This window comes from Luteolibacter sp., from assembly GCF_039920825.1.
Taxonomy (GTDB): Bacteria; Verrucomicrobiota; Verrucomicrobiia; order Verrucomicrobiales; family Akkermansiaceae; genus Luteolibacter.
In genome coordinates, this window is sequence record NZ_JBDSCX010000066.1 from 1 (window position 1) to 22,116 (window position 22,116).

General features: G+C 59.4%; 19 protein-coding genes. 8 read left to right on the plus strand and 11 right to left on the minus strand.

The window, feature by feature from the left end; genetic code table 11:
- Positions 1–210: 210 nt before the first annotated feature.
- Complete coding sequence (locus tag ABIQ96_RS19205) at positions 211–831, minus strand: type II secretion system protein (RefSeq protein WP_348216254.1); 621 nt, start codon at positions 829–831, stop codon at positions 211–213.
- A 179-nt stretch (positions 832–1,010) separates the two neighbouring features.
- Between ABIQ96_RS19205 and rnr the strand changes: the two genes are divergently transcribed.
- A complete protein-coding gene (gene rnr, locus ABIQ96_RS19210; protein WP_348216255.1) occupies positions 1,011–3,365 on the plus strand; it encodes a ribonuclease R in 2,355 nt (784 codons plus the stop codon).
- Positions 3,366–3,490: 125 nt separating this feature from the next.
- Here rnr and ABIQ96_RS19215 read toward each other — a convergent pair whose 3' ends face one another.
- The 8 genes from ABIQ96_RS19215 to ABIQ96_RS19250 all read right to left on the minus strand — a co-directional run bounded on the left by ABIQ96_RS19215 (position 3,491) and on the right by ABIQ96_RS19250 (position 10,485).
- The gene (locus tag ABIQ96_RS19215) at positions 3,491–4,486 is read right to left on the minus strand and encodes a TOBE-like domain-containing protein (protein WP_348216256.1); all 996 of its coding nucleotides are present in this window, start codon (positions 4,484–4,486) and stop codon (positions 3,491–3,493) included.
- Between the two features lie 10 nt (positions 4,487–4,496).
- The gene (gene cysW / locus ABIQ96_RS19220; RefSeq protein WP_348216257.1) at positions 4,497–5,426 is read right to left on the minus strand and encodes a sulfate ABC transporter permease subunit CysW; all 930 of its coding nucleotides are present in this window, start codon (positions 5,424–5,426) and stop codon (positions 4,497–4,499) included.
- 4 nt (positions 5,427–5,430) lie between these two features.
- The gene (locus ABIQ96_RS19225) at positions 5,431–6,315 is read right to left on the minus strand and encodes a sulfate ABC transporter permease subunit CysT (RefSeq protein WP_348216258.1); all 885 of its coding nucleotides are present in this window, start codon (positions 6,313–6,315) and stop codon (positions 5,431–5,433) included.
- Positions 6,316–6,350: 35 nt separating this feature from the next.
- Positions 6,351–7,382 carry a sulfate ABC transporter substrate-binding protein gene (locus ABIQ96_RS19230; protein WP_348216259.1) on the minus strand — a complete coding sequence of 344 codons (1,032 nt, stop codon included), beginning with the start codon at positions 7,380–7,382 and terminating at the stop codon, positions 6,351–6,353.
- Positions 7,383–7,405: 23 nt separating this feature from the next.
- Positions 7,406–8,164 carry a PTS sugar transporter subunit IIA gene (locus ABIQ96_RS19235; RefSeq protein ID WP_348216260.1) on the minus strand — a complete coding sequence of 253 codons (759 nt, stop codon included), beginning with the start codon at positions 8,162–8,164 and terminating at the stop codon, positions 7,406–7,408.
- 61 nt (positions 8,165–8,225) lie between these two features.
- On the minus strand, positions 8,226–9,461 hold the full coding sequence (locus tag ABIQ96_RS19240) for a porin (RefSeq protein WP_348216261.1): 1,236 nt from the start codon (positions 9,459–9,461) through the stop codon (positions 8,226–8,228).
- Between the two features lie 252 nt (positions 9,462–9,713).
- Positions 9,714–9,914 carry a YezD family protein gene (locus ABIQ96_RS19245; protein ID WP_348216262.1) on the minus strand — a complete coding sequence of 67 codons (201 nt, stop codon included), beginning with the start codon at positions 9,912–9,914 and terminating at the stop codon, positions 9,714–9,716.
- Entirely contained in the window at positions 9,895–10,485 is a 591-nt protein-coding gene (locus tag ABIQ96_RS19250; RefSeq protein ID WP_348216263.1) for an Rrf2 family transcriptional regulator, read from the minus strand. Before ABIQ96_RS19250 ends, ABIQ96_RS19245 begins: the two co-directional genes overlap by 20 nt.
- Positions 10,486–10,615: 130 nt before the next feature.
- Here ABIQ96_RS19250 and ABIQ96_RS19255 point away from each other — a divergent pair, with 130 nt between their 5' ends.
- The 7 genes from ABIQ96_RS19255 (at position 10,616) to ABIQ96_RS19285 (ending at position 20,800) form a co-directional block, all read left to right on the plus strand.
- The gene (locus tag ABIQ96_RS19255) at positions 10,616–11,626 is read left to right on the plus strand and encodes a 6-bladed beta-propeller (protein WP_348216264.1); all 1,011 of its coding nucleotides are present in this window, start codon (positions 10,616–10,618) and stop codon (positions 11,624–11,626) included.
- 65 nt (positions 11,627–11,691) lie between these two features.
- On the plus strand, positions 11,692–12,222 hold the full coding sequence (locus tag ABIQ96_RS19260) for a sigma-70 family RNA polymerase sigma factor (RefSeq protein ID WP_348216265.1): 531 nt from the start codon (positions 11,692–11,694) through the stop codon (positions 12,220–12,222).
- Positions 12,219–13,535 (plus strand): discoidin domain-containing protein, encoded by a 1,317-nt coding sequence (locus ABIQ96_RS19265; RefSeq protein ID WP_348216266.1) that lies wholly within the window; start codon positions 12,219–12,221, stop codon positions 13,533–13,535. The genes ABIQ96_RS19260 and ABIQ96_RS19265 overlap by 4 nt, the downstream gene beginning before the upstream one ends.
- Positions 13,532–16,684, plus strand: coding sequence for a PSD1 and planctomycete cytochrome C domain-containing protein (locus tag ABIQ96_RS19270; RefSeq protein ID WP_348216267.1), 3,153 nt, complete (start codon positions 13,532–13,534; stop codon positions 16,682–16,684). The genes ABIQ96_RS19265 and ABIQ96_RS19270 overlap by 4 nt, the downstream gene beginning before the upstream one ends.
- A gap of 3 nt (positions 16,685–16,687) precedes the next feature.
- The gene (locus ABIQ96_RS19275; RefSeq protein WP_348216268.1) at positions 16,688–18,124 is read left to right on the plus strand and encodes a DUF1501 domain-containing protein; all 1,437 of its coding nucleotides are present in this window, start codon (positions 16,688–16,690) and stop codon (positions 18,122–18,124) included.
- A gap of 85 nt (positions 18,125–18,209) precedes the next feature.
- Positions 18,210–19,472 carry a hypothetical protein gene (locus ABIQ96_RS19280; RefSeq protein ID WP_348216269.1) on the plus strand — a complete coding sequence of 421 codons (1,263 nt, stop codon included), beginning with the start codon at positions 18,210–18,212 and terminating at the stop codon, positions 19,470–19,472.
- Between the two features lie 14 nt (positions 19,473–19,486).
- Positions 19,487–20,800 (plus strand): hypothetical protein, encoded by a 1,314-nt coding sequence (locus tag ABIQ96_RS19285; RefSeq protein ID WP_348216270.1) that lies wholly within the window; start codon positions 19,487–19,489, stop codon positions 20,798–20,800.
- A 31-nt stretch (positions 20,801–20,831) separates the two neighbouring features.
- Here the strand turns inward: ABIQ96_RS19285 and ABIQ96_RS19290 are convergent, their stop codons facing one another.
- Together ABIQ96_RS19290 and ybeY are read right to left on the minus strand one after the other, a co-directional pair.
- The gene (locus ABIQ96_RS19290) at positions 20,832–21,620 is read right to left on the minus strand and encodes a TIM barrel protein (RefSeq protein WP_348216271.1); all 789 of its coding nucleotides are present in this window, start codon (positions 21,618–21,620) and stop codon (positions 20,832–20,834) included.
- A 9-nt stretch (positions 21,621–21,629) separates the two neighbouring features.
- Entirely contained in the window at positions 21,630–22,100 is a 471-nt protein-coding gene (ybeY, locus tag ABIQ96_RS19295) for an rRNA maturation RNase YbeY (protein WP_348216272.1), read from the minus strand.
- Positions 22,101–22,116: the final 16 nt, after the last annotated feature.

Sequence of the window (22,116 nt, forward strand, 5' to 3'; positions counted from 1 at the left end):
GAAAAACGGCAGGTGGGAGATGGATGGGTCAGACACCCACCCAATCAAAACATCTGTTTTAAAAGTACCAGTGCAAAACGCTCTGTTAGACAGCTGGTTGAATCCTTAAAGGCATTGCCCTAAAGGGTTAAACTACGAACCAAAAGCCACACAAAAAAACCCGCCGCAGCCTAAGCCGGACGGGTTTGGAAGAGTTGTGTGTTTCCCGGCTTACCAGGTCTTCACGTCGTCGGCGGCGTTGCCTGCGGCGGCACCCACCCCGTCAGCTCCATCGCTCCAAGTGGCGGAGTGGCGCCCGTTCAGCGGGTTCACAGGGCCACCACCTCCTTTGGGGGCTGGCATGACTCGTTCGTCGTATCCCGTGTCCAGAATGACTTTATAGGTTCCGCCCCATGGATCGAAAAGACCGAGCACAGTTTTACCGTCTGCGTTGTAAATGATGCCGTTGGTCCCGTCGGTGGTCCCCTTTTTCTTACCTTCCTTAACGGAAAGAAACTTGTTGGCCCGAGTGTTGAGAGGCGGATTCGCGGTCTCGTTGAGGCCTAGCAGGATATTGAGAAATTCCTTGTCGGTTTTTGTGTCCAACGCCGGAGCATCGGTCTCACCACTGGTCGTATCTTTCGTGGGCATGGCTCCGTATTCCGCGTAGAATTGACTGACCGCCTGATCGATAGCCGTGCAGGCGGCGAGTGCTGTGGTCTTCCTAGCCTTCTGAATGGCGGCATTTCCCGCCGCGAATCCGGCGCCGGCAAGCACCGCGATGATCGCGATAACGACGAGGAGCTCGACCAGGGTGAAGCCGCTCTTGCGGCGTGTTGGATGGGTTTTCATGGCGGATTGGGATTTGGTGTTCACGGTTGCGGAGCAAATACGAGAAATCACGGGCTGACAATGCCTCAATCGGTCTCGCATTCACATGGTAAACACCTAAGCCCTCATTTTCCCTGTCGCAATCTTTTTCTTCCGCCTTTGCCGTTGCGGAGAACAGGGGCAGGCGACAAACTCGCGGCATGCCCGGCAATACTCTGCGAGATTCCATCCTCGACGCCCTCCGCAATGCAAATGGCAACCCGCTTTCCAAGTCGCAGCTCTCCCGTGGCCTCAAACTTCCCGGCACCCGAATCGCCGAGTTGAAAAACACTCTTGAAACGATGGTGAACGAAGGAGTCATCATCGATGGCAAAAAGAACACCTACGTTTTGCCGGCCGCACCGAAAAACCAGCTCACCGGCTCGCTCAAATTTCACCCCAAAGGCCACGCGTTCTTTTTCCCGGAAATCACCGACGCGCATAACATCGCCTCCGGCATCGATTTCACACTCCACTCGCGTATTTTCATCGACCGCCGGAACGTCGGCACCGCCCTCGATGGCGACAAGGTGGCCGTTTCCATCATCAAACAAGTCGCCCGTCCGTTCCGCACCCGCAGCGAATCCACCCCGGATACTTCGGACGAAATGCGCGGCAAGGTGGATCAGGTGCTCGCCCGCCGTTCGGGCAAGCTGGTCGGTATCTATCGAAAAAAAGGCAACTTCGGCTGGATCGATTGCGACGACAAGGCGGTCGAGGGCCGCGTCGATGTCGTCGGCGACACCACCGCCATGCCGGGGCAGCTGGTCGTCGTTGATTTGGAGGAATGGCTGGACCGGAAGAACGATCCGCGCGGCCGTGTCATCGAGGTGTTAGGTTGGCCCGGCGATCCCGGCGTGGACATCATTTCGGTGATCCACCGCTTCGGCTTGCGGACCTCGTTTCCGGATGAAGTGCTGGCCGAAGCCCGCGCCGTGCCCGAGTTTCCGGAAGCATCCGAAATCGAGCGCCGCAAGGACTGGCGCGACAAGCTCGTCATCACCATCGACCCCGCCGACGCGAAGGATCACGACGACGCGATCTGGTGTGAGAAAACAAAAACCGGTTGGACACTCGCCGTTCACATCGCGGACGTCTCGCATTACATCAAGCCGGGCAGCCCGATGGACAAGGAAGCCATCGAGCGTGGAAATTCCACTTATCTGGTAGATCGCGTGTTGCCGATGCTGCCCACCGGACTTTCCAACGGAATCTGCTCGCTCAAGCCGGATGTCGATCGCCTGACGAAGTGCGCCGTGATCGAGATTTCAAACGAAGGAACGATCATCAAATCGAAATTCATCGACGCCGTCATCCACAGCCGCGCCAAGCTTTCCTACGAACAGGCCCAAGCCATTCTCGACGGCAAGCCCGCTCCGGAAGGCTCCGATCCCAAGCTCGTCGGCATGGTCAAGGAAGGCTGGAACCTCGCCTCCACGCTCCGCCGCCGCCGCTTCGAACACGGCGCGCTCGATCTCGAAATGCCGGAAATCAAGATCCGCCTCGATGACCAGGGCCGCGCCTCCGTGGCCGAACCCGTCGTCCACACCGAGAGCCACCAGCTCGTCGAGGAATGCATGCTGGCGGCGAACGAGGCTGTTGCGAAAATCCTGCGCGAGCGGATGAAGCCCGCCGTCTATCGAATTCACGAGGATCCCGATCCATCGCGGCTCATGGATTACACCGAGACGGCCAAGGCCCACGGCTACCGCCCCGGCGACCTTACCAACCGCACGCACATTCAGAAGCTGCTAGATGATTCCAAAGGCAGCCCCGAGGAGCACGTCATCAAGCTAGGCCTGTTGAAGAGTCTCAAGCGCGCCGTCTATTCCGCCGAGCCGATCGGCCACTACGGACTCGCGAAGACCGACTACTGCCATTTCACCAGTCCCATCCGCCGCTACGCGGATCTCATCGTACACCGCGCGCTGCAACCGCTGTTGGAAAACCCGCCGAAGCCACACGACCGCACTCCGTCACAGGCGGACTTGTATGAAATTTCCCGCCACATTTCGGATACCGAGCGCACCTCGTCGGATGCGGAGAGCGAGACGAAGCAGATCAAGCTGTTGGAATATCTCGACCGCGTCGCACAGCAGCCGACTCCACCGGTTTTCAACGGTCTCATCACCGACGTTAGACCCATGGGCCTGATGGTGGAAATCCCGGACATGGGCGTGCGCGGCGTTGTGAAACGCGAGGACCTGCCCGAAGGCCGTTGGTTTTTCGAACCGCACCGGATGGCCTGGGTTTCCAAGGATGGAAAAGTCATTCAGTTAGGCATGCGGATTCCGCTGCGCGTCATCAACATCGACTTCGACAAGCGCTTCGTCGATTTCGCCGTGGCCGGCAAGCCGACCACCGAAGGCACGCATCGCCCGGCGGCGAAGGTCGCGAAAAAGCATGGCAAGCAGCCGCACACCAAGACCGCCGCAAAGGTCGGTCCGGCGGTGAAGCAGAAGGAAGGCCGCTACGCCAGTCCCAAGGACAAGCCGAAACGCCGCAAGCGGCGGTAAATTCATAAGGAGCCACGACACTCTTGTCGTGGAGCGAATGAGAGGCGAAATCGGTATCTGAAAGGCATTTCCTTTCTCTCCTCATTCGCCCCACGACAAGAGTGTCGTGGCTCCTCATATACCCGTCACGACAAGGTGGTCGCGGCTTGCGACGGCCGCACGGCGACTTCGTCACCGACGCTTAGGCCGAGTTCTTCCAATTGCTTGCGCGACAACTCCACGTCGAGGAACTGGCCGTCGTTTAGTTTCACGGTTAGGGTGGCGATCGGTCCGGCGGAGAAAAGGTGCTGCACTCGTGCCAGTGAGTCGGTGGTCGGGTCGTATTCGGCGGCGAACAGGACTTCGATTTCGTGCGGACGCACGTATTGGGTTTCCGCGCCGGATCTCATCTTGTTCACGTTTCCAAGGAACTCGTAAACAAACGGGCTGCGCGGTTGGTCATAGACCGTTTGCGGCTTGCCGACCTGTTCGACGCGGGCGTTGCGCATGACCACGACCTGGTCGGCGAGTTCGAGCGCTTCTTCCTGGTCGTGAGTGACGAAGAGGGTCGTGAGGCCGATCTCGTCGTGAAACTGTCTCAACCAGCGCCGAAGGCCTTTGCGAACCTGGGCGTCGAGCGCGCCGAAGGGCTCATCTAACAATAGAACTTTCGGCCGGATGGCGAGCGCGCGGGCGAGTGCGACGCGCTGGCGTTGGCCGCCGGACAATTCGTGCGGGCGGCGCTTGTCGAGGCCTTCGAGTTTCACGAGTTTCAAGAGTTCGAACACACGGTCGTGGATTTCCTGTTTCGGCGGCCGCTTGGAGCGCGGAAGCACGCTCAAGCCGAAGGCGATGTTGTCCGCGATGGTCATGTGCTTGAACAGGGCATAGTGCTGGAACACGAATCCAACACCGCGTTTTCCGGCGGGGATGTCGCCCACGTCCTCGCCGTGGAATTTGATTTTACCATTTCCGGGATCGGCGAATTCAAGTCCGGCGACGATGCGCAGCAAGGTCGTTTTTCCCGAGCCGGATGGACCTAACAGAGCGGTCAGCGAACCGTCGGGCACCTCGAGGGAGACATTTTCGAGTGCGGCGTAATTGCCGAAGGTCTTGTTGATGGAGTGGATCGAGATCGACATGGGAAAGGATTTATTTGTGACCGGAAGCGGAGTGGCCGGAGAAATGTTCGACGACACTCTTCATGCCGAGCGTCACTAGGGCGAGGAAAGCCAGCAGTGTGGCGCAGGCGAACGCGGCGCTGAAGTGATATTCGTTATAAAGCACCTCGATGTGGAGCGGCAGCGTGTTGGTTTTTCCCCGGATGTGGCCGGAGACGACGGAGACCGCGCCGAACTCGCCCATGGCGCGGGCGTTGCAAAGCAGGACGCCGTAGAGCAGGCCCCACTTGATGTTAGGAAGCGTGACGCGCAGGAAGATCTGCCAGCCGCGGGCTCCGAGGGTGACGGCGGCCTCTTCCTGATCGCTGCCTTGGGATTCCATCAGCGGAATGAGCTCGCGGGCAACGAAGGGAAACGTCACGAACACCGTGGCGATGATGATGCCCGGAGTGGCGAAGACGATTTTAGGATTCGCCAGCCAGTCCGCGAGATCGGTGAACAGCCAGCCGAACGCCTTGTATTCCGAGAGATTGGCGGCGACATGGGCGAGTGGCGCGAGCAAATCCTCGAGCATGTTAGGCGGGAACCAGCCTTTCGATCCAAAGATCATCATCCACACCAGACCGGCGATGACCGGTGAAACGGCGAAGGGAAGATCAATCAGGGAAAGCAGCAGCGAGCGCCCCTTGAAGCGATATTTCGTCACCAACCAGGCGGCGGAAACTCCGAAGAGCGTATTGAGCGGCACGGAAACTCCGGCCGCGATCAGCGTAAGTTTGATGGCGGAAAGAGCGGTGTCATCGTGGAGCGAGGCGAGGAACACCTCCCATCCGCGGCGCAGCGCTTCGGCGAAGACGGCACCTAACGGAAGTAGCAGGAACAGGCCGAGAACGATGACCGCAAGGGCGATCAGGATGGCGCGGACGAGCGGGGACTCGGTGGTGGACGGGCGGAAAGCCATGAGTTCAGCGGTTCTGCCAGTCGAGCCGGCGTTGGATGAGATTGATGAGGAACAGCAGCGCGAAGGATACGATGAGCATCGCGGAGGCGATCACGGCGGCGGCTTCGTATTTGAACTGTTCGAGCTGTGCGACGATGAGCAGCGGCAGGATTTCGGTTTTCATCGGCAGGTTTCCCGAGATGAAAATAACCGAGCCGTATTCGCCGATGGCGCGGGCGAAGGCGAGCGTAAAGCCGGTGATCAGCGCTGGAATCAACAACGGCAGAATCACCCGCCGGAATACCGTCCAGCGGTTCGCTCCCAGCGTGGCGGCGGCCTCCTCGATCTCGTTTCCAAGATCCTCCATCACCGGCTGCAGGGTGCGGACCACGAAGGGGAAACCGATGAACGTCAGGGCGATGAAAACTCCTAACGGGCTATAGGCGGCTCCTTTTGTGGCGTAGTCGTGGAGTTGGAGACCGATCCATCCGCTAGGCGTGAAGTGCGGCTGAAGCCACTCCGCGAGTTTCACGATGTATTGGCCGACCCATCCGTTAGGTGCGTAGATCTGTGTCAGTGTGATGCCCGCGACGGCGGTGGGCAGGGCGAATGGAAGATCGACCATGGCATCCAGCAGGCGGCGGCCCGGAAACTGATAGCGCACCAGCACCCATGTCACCAGCAGGCCGAGCACCACGCTCACCGAAGCGGCCGCCGCGCTGGCGCCGAAGGTGAGCTTGGTGGCGGCAATCACCCGCGGCGAACTCAGAAGCGCCCACCACTGGGACAGGCCGAGACCGGCCGCCTTGAGAAACAAGGCGGCCAGCGGGATCAGGATGATGAGGCCGAGGTAGCTCACGGTGAATCCCATCGTGAGGCCGAAGCCGGGTATGACTTGTCGTTTTGACATCTGGATTGGATCAGGAATTCACCGGGCCGGAACCGTCATTGCTTGCCACTGTAGATTTGATCAAATGTGCCTCCGTCGTCAAAGTGTTCCTTCTGCGCTTTCGCCCAGCCCCCGAAATCCGCGTCGATGGTGACGAGCGGGAGTTTCGGGAGTTTATCGACGTATTTGGCGGCGATCGCGGCGTTCCGCGGGCGGTAGAAATGCTTGCCGGCGAGATCCTGGGCGGTGTCGGTATAGAGAAACTCGAGGTAAGCCTTCGCGACCGCGGCAGTGCCGTGTTTCTCCGCGTTTTTCTCGACGACGGCGACGGGGGGTTCGGCGAGGATGCTGATGGACGGATAGATAATCTCCGTCTTGCCCGGGAATTCCTTCTCGATCAGATATGCCTCGTTTTCCCACGAGAGGAACACGTCGCCGATCTGCCGCTGGGCGAAGGTCGTGGTGGACCCGCGGGCACCGGTATCAAGGACGGGGACGTTCTTGAAGAGACGGGTGATGTAATCGATGGTCTTCGCACGGTCGCCGCCGAACTCCTTGTTAGCCCATGCCCATGCGGCGAGGTAGTTCCAGCGGGCACCGCCGGAGGTCTTCGGATTCGGAGTGATGACTTCGATGCCGGGCTTCACGAGATCTGCCCAGTCCTTGACGCCTTTCGGATTGCCTTTTCTAACGACAAACACGATGGTGGAGGTGTAGGGTGAACTGTTGTCCTTGAGCTTGCCCTGCCAATCGGCGGGGATGCTCTGGGACTCCTTGACGATGCTGTTGATATCACCTGCCAAGCCAAGTGTGACGACATCCGCTTCGAGGCCTTCGATGACGGAGCGGGCCTGCTTGCCGGAGCCGCCGTGGGATTGCTCGATCTCGACTTTCTGATGGGTTTTTTCCTCCCAATCCTTTTTGAACACCTCGTTCACGTCCGCGTAAAATTCGCGGGTGGGATCGTAGGAAACATTGAGGAGTTTGACGGTGGCGGTGCTCGCGGATGAGGTCGGTTTGTTTTTCTCGCAAGCGACGAGCGCGAGAACGGAGGCCAGGATCGCGGGGATGAGGTGTTTGGTTTTCATGATAGGTTGGAAATGGGATTGAGTCAGGCTTTCTGTTGGATTCTGGATTCCGCGTCGGCGAGCACCTTGAGGATGTCCTCGGAGCTTGCGGGCGACTTCAGGAGTTCCAGCGTGTTTCCACGGAGGATGCGTGCGAGGCGTGCGAGTCCATGGAGGTGGGAACGATCGTCCGGCGTGCAAAGCAGGAAGAAGAGCGAGGTGCCTTCACCGTCTTCCGCGCCGAAATCTACCGGGGTGGTGGTGCGCAGGAAACAGAGGAACTGGCGCTCGATGATGGACGGGATCGGGCGGCGTGGATGACAAAGCGCGACACCTCCGGGCATGGCGGTGGAGCACAACGACTCGCGGTCCACCAGCGATGACAACAGGTGTTCCCGGTCGAACAACAGGCCGGTGGCTTCGGCGACTGTAGTTAGAGAACGGAGCAGTTCGGCTTTGTTGGCTGCTTTCACGTCGAGGGCGATGCCCTTGAGCGGCAGGCGCGAGGTGAGACGGTCGCTGCGGGTGGTGCGGAACGTGCCGTCGGCCAGCAGCGAGGATTCCATTTTTGCTTCAAGCTCGGAGACCCGTGCGGTGTCCAGCGTTTGGATTTTCTGTTCGAGCCAGTCCACGACGTCGTCGCGGCGGAAGCGCCACTGGCCGTCGATTTCAAGACCAGGCAGGTGTTCCCCACGGACGAGGCCCTCGATGAAACGGGTGGACCATCCGAGGTAGGCGGCGAGCTGGCCGATGGAAATGTATTCCTGTTGGATGATGCTGTCGGTGTTTGAATTCGTACTCATGGGATTTGGGGATTGATTTTCGGAAGTGCCCCGGTGAGGGGGCGCGGGAGCGATGAAAACGTTAGAAAGACATGCGGACGCCGGTGAGCAGGGTGATGCCGTCGTAGGCATCGCCGGTTTCTCCATCGAGCCGCGACCACTCGGCCCCAGCCATGAGTTTCAGCCGGTCGCCATAGATGAAGTATTGGACGCCGCCGTAGATGGCGTTGTAGGAATCGCCGAGGCCTCCGCCGGTGGCGACTTTCTTCTCGTAGCGGGATTGGCCGACCACGCCGAGCGGACCGGTGCTGTTGGCGAACGAGTATCGACCGACGAGCTGGAGACGGTGGGGGATGATGTCGTAGGTGGGCTCGATGTAGAATCCGAAGACGTTGCTGTTGGTTCCGTCTCCGCCGCTGGCGTAGAAGCCTTCCACAACCACTCCCGCCAGGCCTTGCTTCACGGTGAAGGTCGATGAGAGAATGTCATCGTATTTTCCTAACACCAGATCGCCGGGTTCCCGGTCGCTGTGAAGCCAGTCCAGACGGACGTCGGCCTTGTCGAGGCAAAGGATCTTTTTGAAATCATATCCCGCGCCGAGCGAGTAGGAAACGCCGCCATCGAAATCACCGAATTCACCGTCGCCCCAGGCCCCCGATGACACCTTGGTGACGGGATCCGCCGTGGTGCTCGGGGTGTCGTTCGAATAAACTCCGGCGCGCCAGGAGTAATCGCCGGTGGTGCCTTCCACCGTTAGAGCGCTGGCGCGGTTGATGCCGAGTTGGTTGAAAATCTGCGACCGTTCGAAAGTCGGTTCGGAGTTGGTGGATTCCAGCCAGTCGTATTGGCCGATCAGCGGTTTGGTTTTTCCAGCGGTGATGCTGATCCACTTCGCGGGCTTCCAGCGGATGTAGGCATCGACGAGGCCATCGTAGAAATCATCGAAACCATCGTTGCTCTGGAAATCGACACGAGCTTCGATTTGCTTCTCGAACAGCTTGGCGTCGAATCCGAAACGCGAGCGGCGGTCCTCCCAGTTGCTCTGGTTGCCTTGATCCGCATCGACATTCCAATATTGGCCCTGATAGCGGCCGCGCAGTTTGAATTCCTCGAGTATGGGATTGGTGTCGTCTTTGTAGAGAGTGGCGAGGCTCCAGAGTTGGTCGAAGGCTTCGGGAGCGAAGGCCGCGGTCGGTTTTTCCTCAGCAGCATGTGACTGCATCGGCAAAGCGGTGAGCATGGCCAGGGCGGCGGTGCTGGACAGGCGGCTGGATGGAACTCCGAATTTGGAGGACTGCGATGTTGGTTTGGTATTCATGGATGTCTGCGGATTTTCGTGTTAGGTGATCCTGGGATCAGTGGTTGTTGGTTTCCCCTCCGGGTGTCGGGTGGGCGGGAGGTGATGAAATATCGGACAAAAAAAGAGACCGTCCCGGATGTGAAGGGATGACAAGCTGCTGGCCCCGGCGCGGATGCGCCGGATCGGGCTGGCACTTGTCGATTCCTCCGGTTGTCCGGTCGGTCTCTTGAAGTGTGGCGGGTGCGCATGTTAGGCGCACCGGGTGTTGAGTTATTTCCTGCCTGTGGGGCTGTCGTCGCGGCCAGCGACGAAGCGGGTTTTTTCGATGCTTTCGATTTGGGTGACGCGGCCGTCATGGACGGTGATCTGGACCGAACCGAAGCGGAGATTGGCCACGTTTTTTCGAACGATCTCAAGCCAGTCGGTCGGTGGACCGTCGGACGAGGTTTGTTCAGAGGTGATCGTGCTCATTGGGATCTTGAGTGAGTGTTGCGAGTTGGGAGAGGCCGGCGAGGAAGCCATCGGCGGGATCGGCTTTGCGTTTCGGAGCGGTGTCCGCGACGGCGAACGATTCTGCGGTGGCGAATGGCGGGACGATGCCGTCGCGGCGCATTTTTCGCAGGGTGACTTCGACGACTTGGGCCACAGTGTAGCGGTCCAGGATGTTGGCGATGGCGTTGCGGACATCGATCATGATCATGCGCAGGCCGCAGTGGTCCTCGTCGGGGCAGGTGCAGGGCTGGTAGGCATTTTCACTGGCGCAACAGATCGGAGCGAGGCGACCGTCCATCAGGCGTACGAGCTGGCCGATCCCGATTTGGTCGGCGGGCTTGGCGAGCGCGTAGCCGCCGAATTTCCCGCGATGGGTTTCGACGATGCCGGCCTCGCGCAACTCCTGCAGGATCCGCTCGACGAATTTCAGCGGTAGGCGGTTGGCTTCAGCCAGTTCCGAGCCGGAAACCGTCGTACGACCGACTTCGGTGGCAATGCCGAGATTGATCGTGGCGCGCAGCGCATACTCTGATTTCTTGGATAGGTGCATTCGTTAATCTGGAGCAAACGGTATGGATTAAGCCGGCCTTGCCAAGAAAAAAATTCAAAAAGGCCGATACAACGCCGATCCCAGCGCGTTAGTGTCACGGCCATCCGCTGAAATTGAATCTTCGAAACCCATGCGTTACCTCATTCCATTCCTCGTCGCCCCGCTCGCTTTCGCCCATCCCGAACCCGGCACCAGGCCCGGCGACGACCCGCAAACCGCGGTCCACACCGGCAACGGTTCATGGCAATACCAAGCGGTTCCGCACTGGGGCGAGCTGCCGGACGGAAAAATCATCGGGCCTACCCACGGCGGCGTGGTGATCGATGAGGAAACCGGACTGATCTATGTTTCCACGGATTCCGAACTGTCCGTCATTGTCTATCAGCCTGATGGAAAATTCATCAAAACGATCGCGCCGCAGTGCCAGGGGTTCCACGCGATGGCCATACGCAAGGAAGAGGGCAAGACCGTGATCTATGGCGCCCAGCTCAACAGCAACAAACCGCCGCTGCGGGTGTGCAAGATTGATACGGAAGGCAAGCTGTTGCTTGAAATACCGAATGCCACAACAGGGGAAGTCCCCGGTGGTTGGAACGGGCTCACCGGTGTGACCATTGCGCCCGACGGTGCGATCTTCGCCTCGATGGGCTACGGCTCCAACATCATCCACAAGTTCGACGCCGGCGGGAAACTTCTCAAATCCTTCGGCAGCAAGGGACCGGACGAGAAGCAATTCAACACGCCGCATGGCCTTTCGATCGACACCCGTTTCGGCGCGCCGCGACTGCTGGTTGCGGACCGTGAGAAGCGCCGGCTCGTCCATCTTGATCTCGATTTGAATTGGATCGGCGTCCATTCCTCCAACCTCCGCCGGCCGTGCTCTGTTAGTTTCATGGGGGACAACCTCGCTGTTGCCGAACTGGAATCCCGCGTCACCATTCTCGACAAAAACGGCACCCCCGTCTCCTTCCTCGGCGATAACCCGAACAAGGCGCAGTGGGCGAATTTCGGAGTGCCGCCGCAGGAGCAGCAGCTCGGGATTTTCACCGCGCCACACGGCCTCAGCTTCGACAAGGTCGGTAATCTCTACGTACAGGACTGGAATAAAACCGGGCGGGTTACCAAGCTGACCAAGCTCTGATTTTGAAAAATCGCCAAATCTCCGCGTAAGATTCCGCCGATTTCCGGTAATATTCACCGGAACCCATGGCGAGCCATCCACAAGACCCGCAGGAGAATCTGGTCGCGCTGATCACCCGTCATCAGGCGGCGCTGCACGCCTACATCCTTTCGCTGCTGCCGAATCAGGCCAAGGCGGACGACGTTCTCCAGGAAACCAATCTGGTTTTGTGGCGCAAGGCGGCGGATTACGATCAGGCCAAGCCCTTCATGCCATGGGCCTGCCGGATCGCTTGGTTCCAAATAAAGGCCGCGCGCCGGGATGCCGCGCGCGACCGGCACGTTTTCGATCCCGAATTGCTGGATCTGTTAGCCGCCGAGGACGACTCCGACCTCGAAGCGACCACCGCCCTCGATCACGCCCTGCATGATTGTCTCGAACAGCTCCCTGAGGAGAAACGCGATCTCATTCTTCATCGTTATCATCCGGATTCTTCGGTCAACGAGATGGCCTCTTCGTGCAACCTCAGCCCCGGTGCGCTCTCGGTGCAGCTTCACCGCATCCGCCAGATGCTGGAGAGTTGTGTGGAGGGAAAACTCAGCGAACGGCCGTCATGACTGCGGACTACAATCCCAACCGGCTCGACGAGCTTCTGCAACATCTCTTCGACGAGACGATGGATGATTCCAGCATCGACGAGCTCAACTCAATTCTCCGTGGTTCGCGGGAAGCTCGAGGTCACTATCGCAAGAGCCTGCGGATTCACGCCGCGCTGATCCGTCACCGGCGCGTGGAGAATGTTGTTTCGATCGAATCGGTCCGGCCGACCCGGAGGATCTGGCTCGGCTCTTCCTCTCTAGCAGCAGCGGCGTGCGTGGTGATCGGGATAGGTCTCTATTCCAACAGCCATCGAGCACCCGCCGCCACGTTGACGGGAACCACCGCTGCCGAGTGGAAGGACAATGCCGGTTCAGGATTGCTCGACCGTCCGATGGATCTCGTCCGCGGCTTTGCCGAAGTCAGTTACCGAAATGGCGTGCGGGTGATTTTGGAAGGGCCCTGTCGCTTTGAAATCACCTCGGAGACTTCCATGACCGTCTCCCACGGGAGAGCGACGGTGAAAGTCCCGCACAAGCTCAAGGGTTTCCACTTGGACACACCCGCCGGAAGGATTACCGATCTTGGCACGGAGTTCGGCGTCGCCGTCGGTTCCGGTGTCGAGGGTCCTGTCATTCTAACGGAGGTCTTCTCCGGTGAAATCGAGATTCCCGCAGAGGAAACTCCGCGGAAGCGCCTTCTGTCGGGCGATTCGCTGGCCATTGTCCGCGAAACTGGCGGCACCCGCCTTATTTCCACTCTCGGCGACTACCGCGTCGATCTCGCGGATTCCGCCCGCCATCTGCCGACTACTTCCGGACCTTCGCCATTGGCTGGGAATCTGGCACTCGGCAAACCGGTATCCAGCCCGGCATTCTATTCCATGCCGCACGGCAGCTTGTTTCCGCCCCAAACTCTAACCGACGGTCGGTTGAATGACTCCGGCTCGCCGGGGGACTGGTCGTTCTGGCTTTCGCCCAACGAGACCGATGGGGAGTTCACCGTGGATCTGTTGGAGAAGACGGAGATCGGCCGGATCGACCTGCAGAACACGCGTAACCGAACTCACGGCGACCGCGGCACCCGGGGATTCCGGATTCTTGTCTCGGACGACGGGGGCGATTTCCGGGAAATCGTTCATGGGCGACTTCAACGAATTGCAGAGCTTCCATCGCCGGGAGTTGATTTTCCCTTCGAGTCTTTTCCGTTCGCGCCGGTGACGGCAAGGTTCGTCAAGGTGGTGGTTGACAGTCATTACCGCCTTCCCGAGCGCCCCTTGGACAACCCCAATCATGGTGGCGGTCTCAACGAAATCCGCATCTTCGCTCCATGAAATGGTTGTCCTGTCTCGCGTTGCTCCCCGTCTTTCTCAATTCCGGGTGCGATCAAAAAAGTTCCGCCGCGACGGTATCTAACGTCACGGGCGATCCCTTGCCGAAACAGGTCACTTTCAACGCCCATATCCGGCCGATATTTTCCAACACCTGCTTCGCCTGCCACGGATTCGATGCCAAAAAACGCGAGGCCGATCTCCGGCTTGATACGCCCGAAGGAGCCTTCGCCAAACTCAAGGACTCGGAGGAGCGTGCGATCGTTCCCGGCAAACCCGACCAAAGCGCGATTTTGAAGCGCATCGTTTCCACGGACCCGGACGAGGTGATGCCGCCCAAGGATTTCCATAAGGATCTGACGGACCAGCAGAAACGGCTGATCCGCGCCTGGATCGAACAAGGTGCGAAATACGAGCAGCATTGGGCATTTACACCGGTCGTCAAATCGCCGGTTCCCATTCTTGCCACTCATCAGAATGCGGTTGCGAATCCTATCGACGCGTTCGTGCTCGCCTCGCTGGAGAATGAGAAAATCGAACCGTCTCCACCGGCTGACAAGGCGACCTTGTTGCGGCGGCTGTCGTTGGATCTAACCGGATTGCCGCCGGATCCGGCCGAACTCGACGCCTTCCTCGCGGATTCGGCTGCCGATGCCTACGAGAAACAGGTCGATCGGTTGTTAGCGTCGTCGCATTACGGCGAACGGATGGCGGTGCCGTGGCTCGATGTCGTCCGGTTTTCGGACACCGTCGGTTATCACGGCGACCAGAACGTCCGCGTTTTTCCTTATCGCGACTATGTGATCAAGGCGTTCAACGACAACATGCCATTTGACCGGTTCACCACCGAGCAACTTGCCGGCGACCTGCTGCCGAATCCCACCGACGAGCAACGCATCGCCACTGGATTTCTCCGTCTCAACCTGATGACCCGCGAAGGCGGTGCCCAGCCCAAGGAGTATCTCGCGAAATCGATGGGCGACCGCGTGCGGGCCGTCGGCGCGGCGTGGCTCGGTCTAACCACTGGCTGCGCCGAGTGTCATGACCACAAGTTCGACCCGTTTACCACCCGGGATTTCTATTCGCTCGGAGCGTTTTTCGCCGACGTGCGGCAGTGGGGAGTCTATGCAGACTACGCCTACACACCGAATCCGGCGCTTCGCGGAGCGAACAACGATTGGCCGTTTCCCCCTGAGATTTACAGTCGGATTCCGTCGGTCGAGAAACGTTTGGCTGCTCTTCGAACATCAGGAGTCGAGGTGTTGTCCTCTTTGAAAGCGGAAAGAGACGAGCCTGCAATTCAACTCTGGAGCGAACAAAGCGCCACATTTCTCGCCGCCCATCCCACCGGCTGGGCCGAGCTTGCTCCGTCGGAGATTACGGCGGCGAAAGGCACGCCTCACGAAGTTTTGCCGGATCAATCCGTCGTCTTCACCGGTCCGCCGCAGAAGGATGAAATCATCACGTTGAATTTCCCGCTGCCTAACCAATCAATCCGCTCCATCCGTTTGGAAGTCCTGCCGGATGAAAAGAACTTGGGTAAGGTGGGACGACGGGAAAACGGCAAATTCGCAGTCGCTCCAACGTTCGCGATCGCCTCCCAGCCATTGAAAATCGCCTGGAGCCAGGCGGATCGCCGCACGCCTCTCAAATACAACAATGGCGACAACAGCCCGCTGCTCGAACCCGAATGGCAGTCCGCGCCCGCGATTTGGGAAGAGCCCCGAAATGCCGCGACTCTGCCGCATCAGGCTTTCTATCATCTGGCGGAAACGTCTCCCTCTGCCGAGGGGCGTGTGTTGCAGGTGACGCTTACCAGCGCCGACATCGGCCGCGTCCGCATCAGCATCACACCGTTCGGAGATGCGGTTGTGGGAGAGGAGAACGCGTTGCGAAGCGAGTTGGCGGCCGCACTCAAATCCGCCGCGCGAAGTGAAAGCGATCATCGCGAACTCGCCGCCGCCTGGATGCAGGGCACGATGCCGGATGCCGCCTTGCCCGATGCCTATCGAAAGCTCCGCGAGTCGATCATCGCCTGTCGTGGAGGATACGCCTACTCCGTGGTCGCCCAAGCGGTGCCGGCGGATCAAATTCCCGCGACCCATATTCTTCCCCGCGGAGCCTGGATGAATCCCGCGGACGAAGTGCGGCCTGCGGTTCCCGGATTTCTCCCGCATATCTCGGTTAGAAATGACGGTGCGCGGCTCAGCCGCCTTGATCTCGCCAAGTGGCTCACCGACAAGGAAAATCCCCTGACCGCGCGGCAGTTTTCCAACCGGCTTTGGAAACAGTTTTTCGGCAAGGGTTTGTCCAACGTCCTCGACGACTTCGGCAATCAGGGAGAATGGCCGTCCCATCCGCAATTGCTGGATTGGCTCGCCGCTGAATTCCGCGACTCCGGCTGGGATGTGAAACACATGGTGCGCCTCATCGTCACCAGCCGGACCTATCAGCAAGTGTCGGCCACCCGCCGGGATCTCGCGGAGAAGGATCCGGCAAACCGTTTGCTCGCCGAACAATCCGCCCGCCGGCTCGATGCCGAATTTGTGAGGGACAACGCGCTCTCCATTTCCGGATTGCTCCGCGACGGAGTCATCGGCGGCCCGAGTGTGAAACCCTATCAGCCGGCCGGCTATTGGGTGAATCTCAATTTCCCCGAGCGCGACTATCAAGCCAGCACCGGCAACGACCAATACCGCCGCGGGCTTTACATGCACTGGCAGCGCACCTTCATGCATCCGATGTTGGCCGGGTTCGACGCGCCGAGCCGCGAGGAATGCACTGCGGACCGCTTCCAGTCCAACAGCCCGCAACAGGCGCTCACGCTCTTGAACGATCCGTCGTTCGTCGAAGCCGCGAGAGGGTTTGCCCTGCGTTTGACCCATGAAAATCCAGGCAATGATCAGGATCGGATCCGGCTCGCGGTGAAGCTCGCTCTCGCCCGCGAGGCGAAGCCCGGAGAACTGAAATCGCTCGCGGAATTTCTAACGAATCAGCGCGCGTTCTACCAAACCAAACCGGACGATGCGAAGGCCTTCCTGAAAATCGGCCTCTCCGATTCCGGCACCGGGCAGGATCCCGCCGAGCTCGCGGCGTGGGCGCAACTCTGCCGGGTGATCCTCAATCTTCACGAAACCATCACCCGCTACTGAGCCATGAAGCATCCACTCGTCGATCAATTCGAACGCTTCCAGCAGGACTTTAGCCGCCGGACATTCCTGCAGAAGAGCTTCGCCGGTCTTGGGGGGATGGCATTGTCGCAACTTCTCGGCGCAGGATCTAGCAGCTCAATGCCGTATCTCCAGAGTCAGGGTGGACTGCATTTTCCCGCGAGGGCGAAACGCATCGTCCACCTGTGCATGGCGGGTGGACCGTCGCATCTGGAATCCTTCGATCCCAAGCCGAAACTGGACGCTCTCAATGGCCAGCCGTTTCCCGAATCGTTTACCGTAGGACAACAACTCGCCCAACTCCAAGGCAGCAAGTTGATCGCCCGCGGCTCGTTCGCGAAATTCAAAAAATGGGGGGAGAGCGGCATCGAGGTTTCCGAATTGTTTCCCCATATCGGTTCCATTGCGGACGATATTTGTGTTGTTAGATCGATGGTCACCGAGCAGATCAATCACGATCCGGCACACGCGTTCATGAACTCCGGCTCGATTCTCAAAGGCCGCCCGAGCTTGGGATCGTGGCTGCTATACGGGCTGGGATCGGAGTCGCAGAATCTTCCCGGCTATGTCGTCATGGTCTCGCGGGGTGAGTTGCCGGATCAGCCGATTTCCGCCCGCCAGTGGAGCGCGGGCTTTTTGCCGAGCAAGTTCCAGGGCGTGCAGTTCCAGAGCAAGGGTAGCGCCGTGCATTATGTCGGTAGTCCTGACGGCGTGTGCCAATCGACCCAACGCCAGGTGATCGACGAGATCCAGCGGCTCAACGGCGTGTTGCGTGATGAACGCGTCGATCCGGAAATCGAGACTCGCATTTCCCAATACGAAATGGCCTTCCGCATGCAGTCGTCGGTACCCGAACTCTCCGACATGCGCGACGAGCCACAGCACATTCTCGACATGTATGGCGTGAAACAGCCGGGCGACGGATCGTTCGCCAGCAACTGCCTGTTAGCCCGTCGGATGCTCGAACGGGGCGTGCGTTTTGTGCAGCTCTATCATCGCGGTTGGGATCACCACCGCGACATCGAGGCGAACATGCCGGCTGCCGCGAAACTCACCGACCAGCCGTCCGCCGCGTTGGTGAAGGATTTGAAACAACGGGGTCTGCTGGAGGATACGCTGGTGATCTGGGGCGGCGAGTTCGGCCGCACGCCGATGGGCCAGGGCACGGGCCGCGATCACCACATCAAGGGCTTCAGCTTGTGGATGGCCGGTGCGGGCATCAAGCCGGGCATGATCCACGGCGCGACCGACGAACTCGGCTACGCCTCGGTCCAGGACATCGTCCATGTCCGGGATCTGCATGCGACGTTGTTGCACCAGTTCGGCATCGATCACACGCGTTTCACCACGAAATTCCAGGGACTCGATTACAAGCTCACGGGTGTCGAGCCGGCCAGGGCGGTGAAAGCGATTATGATCTGAAGCGGCGGGTGGGTTGAAAATTGCTCCGGTTTTCTAACCCCAAGACCATTGACACGGGGGCATGGAATTCATTGGGTGTGAAGCCTTGAAACCCACATTATTCATACTGCCCGTTCTTGCGTTGGTTGTCGTCGCCGGCTGGATCGGCAGCGAACGCAATTCGATTTCCACGCTGGAGCAGCAAAGCGCAGTCTTGAAAGAGCGCCTGGCCGCCCGTTCCTCCGGTTCCGGACCGGACACTTCTTCGTCGAAAGCGAAATCGCCGGACAAGCTGGCGAAGGAAAAGGAGCGCATCGATTGGAAGAAAGTCGCCGTGCAGATGGCGGAAATGCGGCAATCCAACGGCATGGGCGACATGCGGACGATGATCCGCATGCAGCAAAAGCTGCAATCGATGTCCAAGGAGGAGCTTGTTTCCGCATTGGATGAAATCGCGGCTCTCGACCTGCCCGACGAGACGCGGCAAATGCTCGAGCAGATGCTCATCGGACCGCTTTGCCAGAAGGATCCCGAATTCGCTCTGACCCGCTACATCGACCGGCTCAACGGCGACCGCGGCGTGATGGGTTGGCAGCTATCCAATGCGATGAAGGAGTGGGCGATCAAGGATCCGGCGAAGGCGACGGCTTGGTTCGACCAGCAGATCGCCGCCGGGAAATTCGACAGCAAGTCGCTTGATGGCAAGAGCCGCTCGCGGATGCAATTCGAGGGGATGTTGATCGGAACTTTAATCTCCACCGATCCAGCAGGTGCCGCCGCGCGATTGACCGCTTTGCCGGCGGACCAGCGTGCCGAAGTTCTGCGGAATAATACGGGAAACGCGGTCAAGGAGGAGGACCAGCTCGCGTTTGCCAAGTTGGTCAGGGCGCAATTGCCCGAGGGAGAGCAAGCCCGCACCTTGGCGCAGCAGGCTTCGCAGAATGCTTATGGTGAGGGCTACACCAAAGTTACTGAATATCTCGATCGCATCGAAGCCACCCCCGCCGAACGCGCGGTTTGCGTTTCGGAAGCGGCGGATTCGAAAATCCAGCAGCTTTCGCAGAATAAGAAAATCACCCGTGACGACATCGACGCACTGCGTGAATGGGCCACCACCCAGGCCCCGGGCACGACCGACAAGGTCACCGGCACGGCTCTCGGCCGATCCACCGAGGTGAACAAAAAACTCGAGTTTTCCGAAGCTGCCGAACTTGCCACCCAGTATCACGAGGCCAGTGGCAATGACGACGTCCTCGTCGGGTTTCTATCAAATGGCCCGGGATACCATCACAAGGAGGAAGCCCGGATCCTCGCCGGGAAGATCACCGACCCGAAACGTCGTGACGAGATCCTCAACGAACTCAAATGAATTTCTAACGGATCATGAAAATTTCCATCGCCCTATCGCTTCTTATCCTCGCCATCGGCGCCACTCTCGGCTGGCAGGACCACCAGCGGCTTGAAACCGTTCGCGAGAGCCATGCAAAACTCGTTGCGGAGGCCGCCAAGTCCGGCATCGTCGTGGATTCCACCCACCCCGAGGAAGGCGTGCGTGTCACCAAGCACGAACGTGAGGACAAGGAGAAGGATGCCAAAAAGGCAGCCGCAGAGTTCATCGCCTTCGCCAAGGAGATGGAAGCCATGCAGAAAAAAGGCGGTCCGCCCGATGAGGCCACGCAGAAGAAGATCATGGATTTCATGGACCGCATGATGTCGCTGGATGCCGGGCAATTGAAAATCCTCATCGCCGAAGTCCGCGCGAACAAGGACCTCAAGGACGAGACGCGCCAGGGCCTCATCGGTTTCTCGATCATGACCCTCGCCAACGATCACCCGCAGGCCGCGCTGGCGCTGCTCACCGAGTCGTCGGATGTCTTCGACGAAAACGGCATGAGCAAGCACGTGATTTCCTCCTCGCTTGCGAAGTGGGCGAAGGACGATCCGATGGCCGCGCTCGATTGGGTGCGCAAGAACGGTGAGAAATTTCCCGACATCGTCAACGACGACGCCAAGCGCGGCATGATTTCCGGAGCCGCCGCCAACGATCCCAAGCTTGCCTTCCAGCTCATCGGCGAACTGGGACTCAAGGATGGGGACAGCGCCATCCGCAGCATCGTGGATGCCGCCAAAAGTCCTGAAGAGCGGACGGCAACTCTCGCCGCCCTTCGCGAACACCTCGCCACGCTGCCCGAGGGAGAGATGAGGGATCAGGCTGCGAACAGCGCCATCCGGTCGCTGGCTCAGAACGCCGCGAAGGAAGGATTCGAGGCTGGCAGCAAATGGATCGAGAACGCGGGATTCACCCCGGAGCAGCTTGCTGGCGTCGCCGACGGCGGGTTTTCCTACAACGTCAAAAGCGACGATACCGGCAAATGGGTTGAATGGATGGGGGGAAATCTCCCCGAAGGAAAATCCGACAGCGGTATCCGCAACATGGTCCGCAACTGGACCCAGAACGACTATCAGGCAGCTGGAAAATGGCTTTCATCGACTCCCGATGGCCCCGCCAAGAATGTTTCCATCCGCACCTATGCCGAGACCGTTTCCAAATACGAACCGGAAACCGCCGCGCAATGGGCCATGACCCTGCCGCCCGGCAAGGACCGCGACCAGACGCTGAAAAATATCTATCAGAACTGGCCGAAGGATGACGCCGCCGCCAAGGAGGCCTTCTCGAAATTGCGCGGGATCAAATAGCCTCCCTTTGGACTGCGCGCAGTCCAAGGTTTCAGATGCTGCAGATTTCCACGCCCTCGCGGAGGCTGGCGAGGGGATCTTTTCCTAACGGAATAAATTCCTGCCCGACGTGGCCGGTGTGGCCGGTATCGGCGATGGCCCGCATGATGGCCGGATAGAAAAGCTCCTGCGTGTCGTCGATCTCGTTCCGTCCGGGGCAGCCGCCGGTGTGGTAGTGCGTGATGAACTTGTGGTTCTCACGGATGGTGCGGATGACGTCGCCCTCCATGATCTGCATGTGATAGATGTCGTAGAGCAGGCCGAAATTCGGGCTGCCGGCGAGCTTGCAGAGTTCGACGCCCCATGCGGTTCGATCGCACATGTAGTCGGGGTGGTCGATTTTGCTGTTGAGCAGTTCCATCACCAGCGTGATGCCTAACCGTTCGGCGAGCGGCAAAAGGCGCAAGATGCCGGTGGCGCAATTTTGCATGCCTTCGGTGTCGCTCATTCCCTCGCGGTTGCCGGAGAAGACGATGACGTTTTTCGCTCCAGTGGCTGCGGCCGCTCTCATGTGGGGCTCGTAGATTTCGACGAGCGTGTCGTGGTGTTCGATGCGGTTGAATGCTTTCTCGATGCGGCCGACCTTCGTTCCATCCGGCGTTTCGCCAACCGGGAAGCTGATCATCGCGCAGGTGAGGCCGTGTTTTTTCAAAATAGGCATATCCTCGGGCATGACGAGCTCGATGGAGGAGATGCCGATTTCTCTAGCAGCGATGCAGAGGTCTTCGAGGGGGATGCTGTCGTAGCACCAGCGGCAGACGGAGTGATGGATGAGACTCATTTCGGAAAATCAATAACAGCTCAAACGCTCGCGCAGGTCGGCGGTCCAGAGAGCGGCGACGATGTTTTCCTGGGCGGCTTCCATGGTGGCGCGCTCTTCGGGATCGGCATCCTCATGACCTGCCAGATGGAGCAGGCCGTGGACGAAGTAGCGGAGGATTTCGCGGGCGAGCGGTTCGCCGTATTCGGCAGCCTGGCGCTCGGCCACTTCGGCACCGATGACAATCTCGCCATGATGGAAGGTGATGACGTCGGTTGGACCTTCGATGTCCATGAAATCGCGGTGGACCTGATCGCTGGTGGTATCGTCCACCAGGGCGACTTCGAGAGTTGCGAGATGGGACAACGGCGAGTCTTCCTCGGCGGCATTTTCCAAGGCGAGCCGGGCGGCTTCGTGGGCAACGCTCTCAAGGGCGGTGAGCCAGCTTTCAGGGATTTCAGTGGCTTCCTGATTGTTGCCGATGATGACTTCGAGCGACATGGAGTTGGGGAGGGTT

Bases quoted from the DNA above. Each gene is read 5' to 3' on its own strand.
- ABIQ96_RS19225 (WP_348216258.1), bottom strand. From the start codon at position 6,315: ATGTCAAAACGACAAGTCATACCCGGCTTCGGCCTCACGATGGGATTC.
- cysW (WP_348216257.1), bottom strand. From the start codon at position 5,426: ATGGCTTTCCGCCCGTCCACCACCGAGTCCCCGCTCGTCCGCGCCATC.
- ybeY (WP_348216272.1), bottom strand. From the start codon at position 22,100: ATGTCGCTCGAAGTCATCATCGGCAACAATCAGGAAGCCACTGAAATC.
- ABIQ96_RS19215 (WP_348216256.1), bottom strand. From the start codon at position 4,486: ATGTCGATCTCGATCCACTCCATCAACAAGACCTTCGGCAATTACGCC.
- ABIQ96_RS19255 (WP_348216264.1), top strand. From the start codon at position 10,616: ATGCGTTACCTCATTCCATTCCTCGTCGCCCCGCTCGCTTTCGCCCAT.
- ABIQ96_RS19205 (WP_348216254.1), bottom strand. From the start codon at position 831: ATGAAAACCCATCCAACACGCCGCAAGAGCGGCTTCACCCTGGTCGAG.
- ABIQ96_RS19275 (WP_348216268.1), top strand. From the start codon at position 16,688: ATGAAGCATCCACTCGTCGATCAATTCGAACGCTTCCAGCAGGACTTT.
- ABIQ96_RS19235 (WP_348216260.1), bottom strand. From the start codon at position 8,164: ATGAGTACGAATTCAAACACCGACAGCATCATCCAACAGGAATACATT.
- ABIQ96_RS19265 (WP_348216266.1), top strand. From the start codon at position 12,219: ATGACTGCGGACTACAATCCCAACCGGCTCGACGAGCTTCTGCAACAT.
- ABIQ96_RS19290 (WP_348216271.1), bottom strand. From the start codon at position 21,620: ATGAGTCTCATCCATCACTCCGTCTGCCGCTGGTGCTACGACAGCATC.
- rnr (WP_348216255.1), top strand. From the start codon at position 1,011: ATGCCCGGCAATACTCTGCGAGATTCCATCCTCGACGCCCTCCGCAAT.
- ABIQ96_RS19240 (WP_348216261.1), bottom strand. From the start codon at position 9,461: ATGAATACCAAACCAACATCGCAGTCCTCCAAATTCGGAGTTCCATCC.
- ABIQ96_RS19285 (WP_348216270.1), top strand. From the start codon at position 19,487: ATGAAAATTTCCATCGCCCTATCGCTTCTTATCCTCGCCATCGGCGCC.
- ABIQ96_RS19230 (WP_348216259.1), bottom strand. From the start codon at position 7,382: ATGAAAACCAAACACCTCATCCCCGCGATCCTGGCCTCCGTTCTCGCG.
- ABIQ96_RS19260 (WP_348216265.1), top strand. From the start codon at position 11,692: ATGGCGAGCCATCCACAAGACCCGCAGGAGAATCTGGTCGCGCTGATC.
- ABIQ96_RS19250 (WP_348216263.1), bottom strand. From the start codon at position 10,485: ATGCACCTATCCAAGAAATCAGAGTATGCGCTGCGCGCCACGATCAAT.
- ABIQ96_RS19270 (WP_348216267.1), top strand. From the start codon at position 13,532: ATGAAATGGTTGTCCTGTCTCGCGTTGCTCCCCGTCTTTCTCAATTCC.
- ABIQ96_RS19245 (WP_348216262.1), bottom strand. From the start codon at position 9,914: ATGAGCACGATCACCTCTGAACAAACCTCGTCCGACGGTCCACCGACC.